Here is a 13,745-nt window from a genome sequence, read left to right on the forward strand (position 1 = left end):
CCGCCGGCGGCAAGGCCCGCGCGAACGGCGCGGAGCGTCGTCGTGGCGCGCATGCGCCCGGCAGGGGCTTCCCGGGGTTCGCCTATCGAATCGAGGCGTCGTGACGTCGGGTGACGGTGCGGACCGTGTCGTCGCATCGGATCTCGACGGTGCGAAGTCGCGCCGTCGGCATCAGCGGATGCGTGACAGGAGCAGTGAAAGGAGCAGTGATGCGAGACAGCAGCCGTGTGACGGCCGATATGATTTTCGACATGATTTCCCCGACCTGCTTGATGATTGTCTGTCGACTGCATCGAGCCGCTCGGCCGTGCAGTCGCTTTTGTCTGCACGGCTGCATGAGCAAGCAGCGGGCCAGCGTGCGGATTGCCGCGCGGACAGGGGCTGAGCGGTCGCCGCTTGCAGCCGTGCAACGTGTCGGAAGCGGAGATGTTTCAGGCGTGAAACCTGCGGCGGCGGAGCGCCGCGCCTGGTGCGGAACGGCTGGACCGACGGGGAATCGCATGTGCGGCGCGGCGGCGATTCCGCAGGAGAAACGGCGCGCCGCGTGCCGAACGGTTTCAGTCTTGCAACACGTGCGGGGAGGGGCGGCGGCGCATCGCTGCCGTTTCGATCAGGCGTCGGGTGCGCGGCGCGTCATGCGTTCACATTCGACTGCGCTTCCAGCCACGCGCAGAACTGCGCGACGAGCGGATCGCCGGCCGGCGCGCGCGGCGTGATCCACCAGTAGCTGCGCGTCGCGATGCGCGGCCCGGGCAGCGGCATCACGAGCCGGCCGCTCGCGAGCTCGTCGTCGATCAGCGGCAGCGGGCCGAGCGCGACGCCGAGCCCGTCGACGGCCGCCTGCAGCGCCAGGTAGAAGTGGTCGAACGACTGCCGCTTGCGCCCCTTCATCGTGACGCCGGCCGCCGCGAACCAGTCGCGCCAGCCTTCCGGCCGCGTATCCGAATGCAGCAGCACGTGCCGTGCGAGGTCGTCCGCGCGCGCGATCGGCGCGCGTTTGAGCAGCGCCGGGCTGCAGACCGGAATCACGCTTTCGTCGAGGAAGTGGCCGCTCGTCCAGTTCGGCCAGTGGCCGGGGCCGCGGCGGATCGCGACATCGAAGCCGTCGAGCGCGTCGAGCGGCGCGTTCGACGTCGACAGTTTCAGTTCGACGTTCGGCACGTCGCGCTGGAACCGCGACAGGCGCGGCAGCAGCCATTTCATCGCGAAGGTCGGCAGCGCATTGATGCGCAGCACGCGCGCCGCCCCCGTGTTGCGCAACTGCTCGGTCGCGTGCGCGATGCTGTCGAACGCCGCGCGCACGGTGTCCAGGTAACGACGGCCTTCGTCGGTGAGCTTCACGCGCTTGCCGTAGCGGTGGAACACCGGCTTGCCGAGCCACGCCTCGAATGAGGCGATCTGCCGGCTGATGGCACCGTGAGTCACATGCAGCTCGTCGCCGGCGGCGCTGAAGCTTTCATGTCGTGCCGCGGCTTCAAAGGCCCGAAGCGCGGAAAAGGGCGGGAGATCGCGTGCCATGCTTGTGATTCTAGATCACAAGGAAGCGCCGATAAAATCGTTTTGCCGGGATCGGGAACGGCGGTAACCTCGCCTGACCGTTTGATGAGGAGCCCCATGCAATCCGTTTCCCCGCAGCCCGCGTCACCTCGCAGCGTCGGTCTCGCCGAGCTGTTCACCGGCTTCCTGTCGCTCGGCCTCATGTCGTTCGGCGGCGCGCTGCCGTTCGCGCGGCGCACGATCGTCGACGAGCGCAAGTGGCTCTCCGCCGACGAATTCACCGATCTGCTCGGCCTGTGCCAGTTCCTGCCGGGCGGCAACGTGATCAACCTGTCGGTCGCCGTCGGCATGCGCTTTCGCGGCATCGCCGGCGCGTTCGCGGGCATTCTCGGGCTGATCGCGGGCCCGACGCTCGTCGTCGTCGCGCTCGGCGTGCTGTACGCGAAGACGCAGAGCGATCCGCACGTGCAGCACCTGTTCGCGGGGCTCGCCGCCGCGGCCGCCGGGTTGCTCGTCGCGATGGCCGTGAAGGTCGCGAAGCCGCTGCGGCACGCACGCGCGGCGGCCGGCATCGCGGCGCTCGCGTTCGTCGCGATCGCGGTGCTGCGCATTCCGCTGCCGACCACGATGCTCGTGCTGACGCCCGTCAGCGTCTGGCTCGCGTCGCGGCGCCGCGACGCGGGCACGCCGCAGCCGGCGCAGGCGGCCGCGCGCGACGCGCAGCCCGGAGGCCGGCCATGAACGACACGCTGGTCGCGATCGCGACGATCTTCAGCCAGCTGTCGCTGCTCGCGTTTGGCGGCGGCAACACGATCCTGCCGGAGATGCAGCGGCAGGTCGTCGACGTGCATCACTGGATGAGCGCGCATGAGTTCACCGCGCTGTTCGCGCTGGCCCAGGCGGCGCCCGGGCCGAACATGATGATCGTGTCGCTGGTCGGCTGGCACGTGGCCGGATGGGCCGGGCTGCTCGTCGCGTCGCTCGCGAAGTTCGGGCCGTCGTCGATCGTCACGGTGCTTGCGCTGCATGCATGGGAGCGCTTTCGCGACCGGCCGTGGCGCCGCTACGTGCAGCAGGGGATGATGCCCGTCACGGCCGGGCTCGTCGCGGCGAGCGCGGTGCTGATCTCCGACGCGTCGAACCGCACGGCGATCCAGTGGGGCATCACGGCCGCATGCGCGCTGCTCGCGTGGCGCACGCGCATCCATCCGCTGTGGCTGCTCGCGGGCGGCGCGCTGATCGGGCTCACGGGTATCGGGCAGTGAGCGAAGGACAAGCCATCTCCCGTCGCGCATACTGGCGCGAATATTCACGGGAGGATCGATGGATCTCGACGGCGCCAGCCGCAATCTCACTGTCGCCGCGTTGCTGACGCTGTCCGGCGGCTACCTCGACGCGTACACGTACGTCGGCCACGGCCACGTGTTCGCGAACACGATGACCGGCAACGTCGCGCTGTTAGGTATCAACCTGTCGGCCGGCGAATGGGCCGCCGCGCTGCATCACGTGCCGCCGCTCGTCGGCTTCGTGATCGCGGTATTCGTCGCGCACCTGCTCGGTCTCGTCGCGCAGCGCGGCTGGATGCGGCATACCGCGTTCGCGAGCCTGATCGTCGAGATCGCGTTTCTCGGCGTCGCCGCGAGCGGCCTCGTCGGCGCGTCGAGCGCGTGGCTGATTCCGGGCATCTCGTTCGTCGCGACGCTGCAGACGCTGTCGTTCACCCATCTCGAGGAACTGTCGTACACGTCGGTGATGACGACCGGCAACCTGCGGCGCGCCGCGCAGAAGCTGTTCGTCGGGTTGATCCCGCGCTACGACGCGGGGGCGCTGCACGACTCGGCGCTGCTCGCGACGATCAGCTTCTGCTTCCTGGCCGGCGCGGTGGCCGGCGGCCTCGTGACGCGGCTCGCGCCGGACGACGCGCTGTGGGGCGCCGTGCTGCTGCTTGCGGGCGCGTTCGCGGAGATCGTGCGGCGCGCGTGGCATCGCGCGGGGAATGGCGGCGCTGGTGGTCGCGGCGAAGACGGGGCGGCGCAAACGGCCTGACGGCGTGCATCGCCCGGCAGCCGTGGGTGCCGCGTTCCGGATTTGCGGCGTCACCCGCTTCATCAATCCGCCGTCCGCCGATCCGCCGATCCGCCGATCCGCCGATCCGCCGATCCGCCGATCCGCCGATCCGCCGATCCGCCGATCCGCCGATCCGCCGATCCACCGATCCACCGATCCACCGATCCACCGATCCGCCGGCGCACCCGAACACGGGCAGGTTGCACCGGCCGCAGCCCGCTGCGGGCGCTCGCGCATCGACCGCACCAACCCGCCCGCCGCGATATGCCCTCTACCGCGCCGCACCATCGCCGATCCTTACAGTGCCGCGCACACACGCCTATGCCGCCGCGCCCCGTTCCGCCGACGCGCGAGGCAAGCCCGGCACGGGAAACGTTGTTCCCGGGCGACAGTCGCGCGATTACCGCGCGTTTCAATTTCTTTCAGCGATTGCAGTCGTCATATGATTCAGGCCACATCGCGCGCGCCAAGAACGTGTGCGATCGCCACCCGGCTGCGCACGCGGCCGGCAATGAACGGAGACACCCACAAAAAGGAAAGCTCATGAAGCAGACCACTCGACTCGCAGCCATCGCAGGGGGCGCCGCGCTCGCATTCGCCAGCCAGTACGCGGCCGCACAAAGCTCGGTCACGCTCTGGGGCGTCGCCGACGTCAGCGTCCGCTACCTGACCAACGCGAACGCCAAGAACGACGGCCTGCTGTCGATGACCAACGGCGCGGTCACCAACAGCCGCTTCGGCATCTACGGCACGGAAGACCTCGGCAGCGGCCTGAAGGCCGTGTTCAAGCTCGAAAGCGGCGTGAACCTGCAGAACGGCGCATTCGCCGACAGCGGCCGCCTGTTCAACCGTGCGGCATACGTCGGTCTGGATAGCCCGTACGGCACGGTGACCCTCGGCCGCCAGAAGACGCCGCTGTTCGACCTGCTGTCGGACACCTACGATCCGCTGACGGTCGGCAACTACTTCGAAAATGCATGGCTGCCGGTCGCACTCGGCGGCGGCCTGTATGCGGACAACCAGATCAAGTACACGGGCACGTTCGCGGGCCTGACCGCGAAGGCGATGTACTCGACGGGCACCAACTACGAATCGACCGGCGCCGGCGGCTTCTCGGGCCAGATTCCGGGTTCGCTCGGCAAGGGCAATGCGTGGGGCGTGTCGCTGTCGTACGTGATGGGCCCGCTCAGCATCGCGGCCGGCGCGCAGCAGAACAGCGACAACTCGGCGCGCAAGCAGACCATCTACCACGCGAACGTCGTGTACGCGTTCAGCAAGGCGAAGGTCTACGCGGGCTACCTGCGCTCGAAGGACGACACCGGCTTCGTCGACAGCCTGCTCGCGCAGCAGACGATTCCGGTCGCGAAGGGCACGGGCCGGATCGACGACGGTCCGTTCGCGGGCGTGAGCTGGCAGGTCAGCACGCCGCTGACGCTGACGGGCGCGTTCTACTACGACCACATGCGCAATGCGATGACCGCGAACGGCACGCTCGCGAGCGGCAACCGCTACGCGATCGTCGGCATCGCCGAGTACGCGCTGAGCAAGCGCACCGAAATCTACGGCACCGTCGACTTCAACAAGACGAACGGCGCGGCGAACGTCGAGCTGCCGGGTCGCAGCAACCAGACGGGCATCGCGATCGGCCTGCGCAATATCTTCTGACGAACGTCGGAACGCACGCGCCGGCATTCGCCCGGCGCGCATCGAAGAGGCGCCGCAAGGCGCCTCTTTTTTTCGTCATGCGGCGTTCATACGCGCACACGACTATTCGGCAATCGCTTCATCACGGAATCCCCGCGCCGTAAGCGATCCGTCGGCATTCCAGAACATACTTTTACAGTACGCGCGAGGGCTTTCCGCTACGCTGCGTGCATTGCCCGCTGCGTGCCGCCGTGCACGCGCGTGCGTCGTTCCGGTGGCGCTCGTCGAGTGCGGCCGGCCTGGTGCGTAATTTGTGTATCCGGTGATGACAAACACGGTCTGCCGGTTTTTTTCGTGGGACGATCGGCCTCACGATTTTCTTGAAAGGGGATGACGATGGGTATCCTGAATACCGTGGGTGAAATCGCCGGCGCAGTGGCGGCAGTCGAAGGCGTGGAAAAGCTGGATCCGGATGCGGGCCTGCTGACCAAGGCGGCAGCGGCCGTTGCCGGTTTCAAGGGCGCCGAAGCGATCGAAGGCATGCTCGAGAAGAAGGAAGAGCAGCCCGAACAGGCGGCAGACGATACGCAGGCGACGGACGGCAGCGACACGTCGCAGGCATGAGCATGGCAGCCGGTCCGGCCGCGGGTGCGCCGCTCGCGCGCCCGGGCGGACCGGTGCTGCGCGCCGGCAGGTCGGGCATGCGGTCGATCGGTGACGCATGACACACCCGGCAGCTGGTTTGACCGGCGAGAGGCGACGCTTCTCGCCGTTTTTTATTGGACGGGCGCCGGGTTGCGCCGTGCGCCGCACGAATTCCGGAATCTTGCTATCGTGCCGTCATCCGAACTGCGATGAGGCAATGCGATGGATTTCGACTACGACCTGTTCGTCATCGGGGCCGGCTCGGGCGGCGTGAGGCTCGCACGAATGTCGGCGTCATACGGCGCGCGCGTCGGCATAGCGGAAGAAGAGCAGATCGGCGGCACCTGCGTGCTGCGCGGCTGCATTCCGAAGAAGCTGCTCGTCTACGCATCGCACTACCCGCACGAAGTCGAGGACGCGAAGGGCTTCGGCTGGACCTTCGGCGCGGGCACGCTCGACTGGCCCGCGCTGATCGCCGCGAAGGATCGCGAGATCAATCGGCTGAGCGACATCTACATCAACCTGCTGCGGCAATCGGGCGTCGAGATGCACGCGGGGCGCGCGACGCTCGTCGATGCGCACACCGTCGCGATCGGCGAGCGCACGATCCGTGCGCGCCACATCGCGATCGCGACCGGCTCGCGTCCGTCGCTGCCGCAGCGGCCCGGCATCGAGCATGCGATCACGTCGCGCGAGGCGCTGTCGCTCGCGACGTGCCCCAAGCGCATCGCGGTGGTTGGCGGCGGTTATATCGCGGTCGAGTTCGCGGGCATCTTCAACGGCTTCGGCAGTCACGTCGACCTGTTCTATCGCGGCGAGAAGATCCTGCGCGGCTTCGACGACGACGTGCGTCAATTCCTGAGCGACGAGATGACGAAGCAGGGCGTCGCGATCCACGCGCGCGCGGTGGTCGAATCGATTTCCCGCGCGGACGACGGCACGCTGAGCGTGCGCGCCGGCGACGCGCAGCACGGGCCGTACGACGCGGTGCTTTATGCGACCGGCCGCGTGCCGAATGTCGACGGGCTCGGGCTCGAGCAGGCGGGCGTTTTGCTCGACGCACGCGGCGCGATTGCCGTCGATGCGTATTCGGCGACGTCGGTCGCGTCGATCCATGCGATCGGCGACGTCACGTCGCGGCCGCAGCTCACGCCGGTGGCGACGCGCGACGGCGGGCTGCTCGCGCGCACGCTGTTCGGCGGGTCGCGCGTCGCGGCCGATCACGAATGGGTGCCGTCGGCCGTGTTCAGCCAGCCCGAGGTCGCGACGGTCGGCCTGACCGAGGCCGATGCGCGTCGCACGTACGGCGACGTCGACATCTACCGCACGTCGTTCAAGGCGCTGCGTCACACGCTGTCGGGCCGCGACGAGCGCACGCTGATGAAGCTCGTCGTCGCGCGCGACAGCCAGCGCGTGATCGGCGCGCACATGGTCGGCCGCGATGCGGGCGAGATCATCCAGGGGATCGCGATCGCGATTCGCGCGGGCGCGACGAAGGCGCAGTTCGACGACACGATCGGCATCCATCCGACCGCGGCCGAGGAGTTCGTGACGATGCGGCAGAAGGTGCCCGATTAGCGGCGGCGCATCCGCACAGGTGGTGGCGGAAGGTACGGCCGCGCTTCGGCGCGGCCGTTTTTCATGGGGCGCCGCGCCTCAATGCACGCCGAACGCGTCGAGCAGCCGGTACCAGCTCATCGCGAGCACCAGCGCCGGCGTGCGCAGTGCCGCGCCGCCGGGGAAGTCGCGATGCCGGATCTTGCCGAACAGGTCGAAGCGGCTCGCCTGTCCGTCGATCGCCTCGGCGATCAGCTTGCCCGCAAGCGCGGTCGTGTTCACGCCGTGCCCCGAAAATCCCTGCGCGAAGTACATCGTCGGCGCGACGCGGCCGAAGTGCGGTGCGCGGTTCATCGTGATGTCGACGAAGCCGCCCCATGCGTAGTCGACCTTCACGTCCGCGAGCTGCGGGAACGTCTTCAGCATGTCCGCGCGCATTGCCGCGGCGAGATCGCGCGGCTGCCGCGTCGAATAGCTGACCTTGCCGCCCCACACGAGCCGCGTGTCGGGTGCCGGCCGGAAATAGTCGAGCACGAAGCGGCTGTCGCAGATCGCCGCGCGCGCGGGCATCAGTGCGGCGGCGCGCGCTTCGCCGAGCGGCTCCGTCGCGATCACGTAGGTGCCGACCGGCATGATCTTCTTCGCCAGCGCGGGCGCGAGCGTGCCGACGTAGGTATTGCACGCGAGCACGACGAAACGCGCGCGTACGTTGCCGCCGCTCGTCTCGACGACGTGGCCGCCTGCGACGTCGCGCACGCGCGTCACGCAACTGTCCTCGTGGATGCGCACGCCGGCGCCGGTCGCCGCACGGGCGAGACCGAGCGTGTAGTTGAGCGGGTGCAGGTGGCCGCTGTCCGGGTCGTACAGGCCGCCGCAATAGCGGTCCGACTGCACGTAGTCGCCGAGTTCGTCGGCCTCGACGAAGTGGAAGCGGTCGTAGCCGAAGCGCTTCGCGGCGTCGTCGCGCCAGCGCTTCAGCGCATCCGCATCGCGTTCGGTGTTCGCGGCGGTCAGGTAGCCGGGCACCAGCGCGCAGTCGATGTCGTGCCGCGCGATGCGCGACTTCACGAGCGAAAGCGTTTCGAGCCCCATGTCCCAGACGCGCTTCACGTCGCCTTCCGGCATGAATTGCCCGAACGTGTCGATGTCGCACGCAAAGCCGCCGATCAATTGGCCGCCGTTGCGGCCGCTCGCCGCCCATCCGACCCGCGACGCTTCGAGCACGGTCACCGAATGGCCGCGCTCGGCGAGGTTGAGCGCGGCGGACAGGCCCGTGAGGCCCGCGCCGATCACGCACACGTCGGCGTCGGTCGCGCCGGCGAGCGGCGCGTGGCGGGTCGTATCGTTGGCGGTCGCCGCGTAGTAGGACGCGACGTGCGGCTGGTTGGCGAATGTCTGCATGATCAGGAGAACGGAGAAAGGAGGCTCAGAACAGCTCGCGCACGCGGTGGTACAGCATCCCGAGTTCGAGCGCGGGTTGCCGCCATGCGTCACCGCCGGGAAAGCGCCGGTGCCGCATGCGCGCGAACAGGTCGAACGCGCGCATGTCGCCCGCGATCGCGCCGGCGACCGCGCGTCCGGCGATGCCGGTGAGCGCGACGCCGTGCCCGCTGAAACCCTGCACGTAGAAGAAGTTCGGATCGAGCGCGCCGAAATCCGGCGCGCGATTGCGCGTGACGTCGACGAAGCCGCCCCACGCGTGGTCGACGCGCACGTCGCCGAGCTGCGGGAACACGCCGACCATGCGCTGCCGGATCGTTTCGGCGAGCGTCGCGGGCGACGCGCCGGCCGAATTCGCGCGGCCGCCGAACAGCATCCGGTGGTCGGCCGACAAGCGGAAATAGTCGAGGAAGAAGTTGTTGTCGCACACGGCTTCGCGTTGCGCGATCAGTGCGTCGGCGCGTGCCTGGCCGAGCGGCTCGGTCGCGATGATGTACGACGCGATCGGCGCGATGCGCGCGGCGGTCGCGGCCGGCAGCACGCCGCCGGGGCCCGCGTTGCAGCACGACACGACGAAACGGCAGCGCACCTCGCCCGACGGCGTGCGCACGACGGGCCGCGCGCCGCGCACGATGTCGAGCGCGGGCGTGTGCGCATACAGCGCGACGCCTTCGCGGCGCGCGGCATCGGCGAGGCCCAGGCAATACTTGAGCGGATGCAGGTGGCCCGACAGCGGATCGTGCACGCCGGCCAGGTAGCGCGTCGACGCGATGCGCGCGTGGATCTCGCCGGTGTCGAGCCACGCTAGCGACGGATGGCCCCAGCGCGACGTCGCGGCGTCCATCCATGCGCGCAGGTCGTCGATGCGGCGCGGCTTCGTCGCGACCGTCAGGTAGCCGCGCGTGAAGTCGCAGTCGATCCCGTAGCGCGCGATCCGCTCGGCGATCAGCGCGACGCCGTCGAGCGACAGCGACCACGCGGCGCGCGCGCCGTCGGCGCCGAGCTGACGCTCGATCTCCTCGTCCTTCGCGAAGCCGGTGATCGCCTGGCCGCCGTTGCGGCCCGATGCGCCCCAGCCGGGCCGGTGCGCATCGATCACGGCGACGGACAGCCCGCGCGCGCGGCAGTCGAGCGCCGTCGACAGGCCCGCGAAGCCGGCGCCGATCACGCAGACGTCGACGTCGATCGCATCGTCGAGTGCAGGATCGTCGACCGTGGGCCGCGTGGCCGTCGCCTCGTAGTACGAGTCGCGCGCGAGTGCATCGGCGCGGCGGGTGAAAGACTGCGTCATGAAATCGACTCCCTCTTTACGGCCGGCAGACGGTGCGCGACGCATCGCGATCCGGCCGGCAAAAACGGCACGGGACGCCGTGCGCGCGGCACGGCGTCCCGCGTGTGCTGCGTCAGAACGAATAGATGAACTGCGTCGCGAGCAGGTCGTTGGACTTGCCGTACGACCCGTCGTTGCGCAGGAACACCTTGTTGTTCGCCCAGTCGTGCCGGTATTCGACCTTCACGGTGATCTGCTGGGTCGGATAGAACAGCAGGTCGAGCGCAACGTCCTGACGGATCGCGCCCTTGCACTCGAAGCCGAGGCCGCCGCCGGCCTTCGACGTCGCGAGGCAGTCCGAATCGACGCCGAAGCCGTTGTTCGGATCCATCCCGTTGCCGTTCAGCGCGATGCCGCCGCCGCCGCCGCCGTTCTTGCTGTTGACGAGCGCATCGTAGCGCAGCGTCACGCCCATGCGGCCGACCACCGGCGCGTTGAACTTGCGGTGCGCGAGCAGCGACAGCCCGTACCACTGCGCGAGACCGCCGTTGAATGCCGCATGATCCTGCCGGCCATAGTCGACTTCCGCGTTGTACTGAATATCCGCGAGCGTATAGGTCGCGTCGAGTTCGCCGAAGAAGAACGAGCCATACGCGCTCGGTGCGTTGCCGCCCGGGCCGTAGTGCACGACGCCGTTCCCATCGATCGCGCTCGCGAGCGTCTGCCGGCCGATGTTGAACGAGCCGCCGATGTCGAGCGCGCTCGACCACGTGTAGTCCGCGCGCGCGGTGAAGGTCGGCACCTTGTTGCTGGTGCTGATCGGATCGCCGAGCGCATTGGTGCCCGTCTGCGTGACCGAGCCGTACGTACGGTACTGCTCGTTGCCGAGGAAGAACTTCCACGCCCAGTTGCCCTTCGTGTAGTTCGCGCCGGCACCGATGTAGCTGCCCGGATCCGAGAAGTCGTACAGCAGGTTGTGCGTGAGCGTGAGCATCTGGTTCGACTGCTGCACCTCGTAGCCGCCGAAGCTCGGGATCAGGCCGGCGACCAGCGTCGTCGTCGCGGTGATCGGCACGTTGACGACCGCCGTGTTCAGGATGTTGTTGCCGATGTTGCCGCGCGAGTTCTGCAGCAGCGTGATGCCGTTGCCGCGGTTCGGCATCAGCGTGATCTCCGCCGACGGCGCCATCGGGCCGACGCCGAAGGTCTTCTTGATGTCGAGGTAGAGATCGCCGAACGTGCTGTTGAAGTAGTTGTACGCGCTCTCGTGGTTCGCGAACAGGAACGACGACGTGCCGGCCGCGCGGTTGTAGATGTAGGTCGGATCGATGTAGCCCGTCACCGACAGGCCGGCGAGCGGGCCCGTGTTGGCCGCGTCGGTCAGCGAGTCGACCTTCAGCTGCTGGTTCGCGATCTGCTGCTTCATTTCGCCGACCTCGTCGTTGGTCAGCGTGGCCTGCGCCTTGCCGTAATCCGGCGAGCCCGGATCGACGGCTACGGCAACCGGCGCCGCGCCGGCCTTCGCACCGGCCTGCGCGACCGCGGCGCCGCCCGGCTTCGCGGCGAGCTGCGCCTGCATGGCCTTCATCTGTTTCTGCAGCGCCGCGACCTGCGCCTGCAGCGCCTTGATCTCGGCGGATGTCGAGTCGGCCAGCGCGATGCCCGGCAACGCGCCGGCCACCAGCAGGCAGATCAGTTTCTTCTTCATTGCGGATTCTCCTTGTCGTGCGCCAGTCAAATTGCCATCGGTTCGCGCGCCGCATGGCGCGGCGCGCGGGTCTTGTTATCGAGGAAAGGGAAAGGGGAGGCTCACGCCACCGCGAACGCCGCCTTCATGTCGGCCACGCGGCGCCGCTCGCGCGCGATCATCATCCGGTTCACGACGATCACGCCGATCGTCACGGCCGTGATGAACAGCGTCGCCAGTGCGTTCATCTCCGGGTTCAGCCCGAGCCGCACGCGCGAGAACACCACCAGCGGCAGCGTCGTCGACCCGGGCCCCGACAGGAACGCCGACAGCACCAGGTCGTCGATCGACAGCGTGAACGACAGCAGCCAGCCGGACAGCAGCGCCTGCGAGATCAGCGGCAGCGTCACCACGAAGAACACCTTCAGCGGCGTCGCACCCAGATCGAGCGCGGCCTCCTCCAGCGACTTGTTCATCTCCTTCACGCGCGACTGCACGATGATCGCCACGTACGACACGCACAGCATCACGTGACCGATCCAGATCGTCACCATCCCGCGGCCCTTCGGCCAGCCGAACATCTGCTCCAGCGCAACGAACAGCAGCAGCAGCGAGATGCCCTGGATCACTTCCGGAATCACCAGCGGCGCGTTGATCATCCCCGTGTACAGCGTGAAGCCCTTGAAGCGGCCGAAGCGCGCGAGCACGAAGCCCGCCCACGTGCCGATCACGACCGACGCGGTGGCCGTCAGGAGGCCGATCTTCAGCGACAGCCATGCGGCGCTCAGCAGCTCGTCGTCCTGCCACAGCGACGCGTACCACTTCAGCGAGAAGCCCGACCACACCGTCACCAGCTTCGACTCGTTGAACGAGTACACGACCAGGCTGATGATCGGGATGTACAGGAACAGGAAGCCGAAGGCGAGGACGCCCGTCGACAGCGGTTTGCTCGGCTTGATCATTTCGCTTCCTCCAGTTCCTTGACCTGGTAGTACTGGAACAGCGCCATCGGCACCAGCAGCAGCAGCACCATCGCGACCGTCACCGCGGACGCCATCGGCCAATCCATGTTGTTGAAGAATTCATCCCACATCACGCGGCCGATCATCAGCGTGTCGGCACCGCCGAGCAGCTCCGGAATCACGTACTCGCCCACCGCCGGGATGAACACCAGCAGGCTGCCGGCGATGATCCCGTTCTTCGACAGCGGCAGCGTGATCCGCGTGAACGCGACCCACGGCTTGGCGCCCAGGTCGTACGCGGCTTCGAGCAGCGTCAGGTCCATCTTCACGAGGTGCGCGTACAGCGGCATCACCATGAACGGCAGGTACGAATAGACCATGCCGATGTAGACGCCCGCATCGCTGTGATAAAGCCGCAGCGGCGTGTGGATGATGCCGAGCGCGATCAGCGTGTGGTTCAACAGGCCGTCGTCCTTCAGGATGCCGATCCATGCATACACGCGGATCAGGAACGACGTCCAGAACGGCAGCATCACGGCCATCATCAGCACGTTGCGCCGGTTCGGCTCGGCACGCGCGATGTAGTACGCCATCGGATAACCGATCAGCAGGCACAGCACCGTCGACACGGCGGCCATCTTCAGCGAGCTGAGGTAGGTCGCGATGTACAGGTCGTCCTGCAGCAGGAACGCGTAGTGCGACAGCTGCAGCGCGAAGTGCACGACGCCGTCCTTGAACTCGACGAGCGACGTGTACGGCGGGATGCCCATCACCTGGTCGGCGAAGCTGATCTTCAGCACCAGCACGAACGGCAGCGCGAAGAAGACCGCGAGCCACAGGAACGGCACACCGATCGCGACGCCGCGGCCCGACGGCAGGAACCGCGACAGCACGGCGAAGCGGCCCGGACGCGACCGGCCGGCGCCGGTGCTCGCAGCGCCGGTCGATACCGGCGCGGACGGAGTGGAAGCGGAGG

Annotated in this window: 12 protein-coding genes; 6 read left to right on the top strand and 6 right to left on the bottom strand. The window is 68.1% G+C overall.

Features of this window, described 5'->3' with window-relative positions:
* Positions 1-633: 633 nt before the first annotated feature.
* A complete protein-coding gene (locus GD429_RS35115) occupies positions 634-1,518 on the bottom strand; it encodes a transcriptional regulator GcvA (RefSeq protein ID WP_152864141.1) in 885 nt (294 codons plus the stop codon).
* Positions 1,519-1,614: 96 nt separating this feature from the next.
* Here GD429_RS35115 and GD429_RS35120 point away from each other — a divergent pair, with 96 nt between their 5' ends.
* From GD429_RS35120 to gor, 6 genes are all read left to right on the top strand, one after another.
* Positions 1,615-2,238: a chromate transporter gene (locus tag GD429_RS35120; protein WP_152864143.1), complete on the top strand. Its 624-nt coding sequence runs from the start codon at positions 1,615-1,617 to the stop codon at positions 2,236-2,238.
* Positions 2,235-2,762 carry a chromate transporter gene (locus tag GD429_RS35125; protein WP_152864145.1) on the top strand — a complete coding sequence of 176 codons (528 nt, stop codon included), beginning with the start codon at positions 2,235-2,237 and terminating at the stop codon, positions 2,760-2,762. The genes GD429_RS35120 and GD429_RS35125 overlap by 4 nt, the downstream gene beginning before the upstream one ends.
* A gap of 58 nt (positions 2,763-2,820) precedes the next feature.
* Entirely contained in the window at positions 2,821-3,543 is a 723-nt protein-coding gene (locus GD429_RS35130) for a YoaK family protein (protein ID WP_152864147.1), read from the top strand.
* A gap of 564 nt (positions 3,544-4,107) precedes the next feature.
* Positions 4,108-5,229: a porin gene (locus GD429_RS35135; protein ID WP_152864149.1), complete on the top strand. Its 1,122-nt coding sequence runs from the start codon at positions 4,108-4,110 to the stop codon at positions 5,227-5,229.
* A 375-nt stretch (positions 5,230-5,604) separates the two neighbouring features.
* A complete protein-coding gene (locus GD429_RS35140) occupies positions 5,605-5,832 on the top strand; it encodes a hypothetical protein (RefSeq protein ID WP_152864169.1) in 228 nt (75 codons plus the stop codon).
* 243 nt (positions 5,833-6,075) lie between these two features.
* Complete coding sequence (gor, locus tag GD429_RS35145) at positions 6,076-7,431, top strand: glutathione-disulfide reductase (protein WP_152864151.1); 1,356 nt, start codon at positions 6,076-6,078, stop codon at positions 7,429-7,431.
* Between the two features lie 78 nt (positions 7,432-7,509).
* Here gor and GD429_RS35150 read toward each other — a convergent pair whose 3' ends face one another.
* From GD429_RS35150 to GD429_RS35170, 5 genes are all read right to left on the bottom strand, one after another.
* Positions 7,510-8,811 (bottom strand): NAD(P)/FAD-dependent oxidoreductase, encoded by a 1,302-nt coding sequence (locus GD429_RS35150; RefSeq protein WP_152864153.1) that lies wholly within the window; start codon positions 8,809-8,811, stop codon positions 7,510-7,512.
* A 25-nt stretch (positions 8,812-8,836) separates the two neighbouring features.
* Entirely contained in the window at positions 8,837-10,141 is a 1,305-nt protein-coding gene (locus GD429_RS35155; protein ID WP_152864155.1) for an NAD(P)/FAD-dependent oxidoreductase, read from the bottom strand.
* 112 nt (positions 10,142-10,253) lie between these two features.
* Entirely contained in the window at positions 10,254-11,828 is a 1,575-nt protein-coding gene (locus GD429_RS35160; RefSeq protein ID WP_152864157.1) for a DUF3138 family protein, read from the bottom strand.
* A gap of 101 nt (positions 11,829-11,929) precedes the next feature.
* Positions 11,930-12,769: an ABC transporter permease subunit gene (locus GD429_RS35165; protein ID WP_152864159.1), complete on the bottom strand. Its 840-nt coding sequence runs from the start codon at positions 12,767-12,769 to the stop codon at positions 11,930-11,932.
* Positions 12,766-13,745, bottom strand: a 980-nt coding sequence (locus GD429_RS35170; protein ID WP_227791977.1) for an ABC transporter permease subunit, incomplete at its 5' end; no start/stop codon positions are given. The genes GD429_RS35170 and GD429_RS35165, both read right to left, overlap by 4 nt.

The sequence above is a fragment of the Burkholderia sp. BE17 genome, assembly GCF_009362305.1.
In the GTDB taxonomy this organism is placed as follows: Bacteria; Pseudomonadota; Gammaproteobacteria; order Burkholderiales; family Burkholderiaceae; genus Burkholderia; species Burkholderia pyrrocinia_C.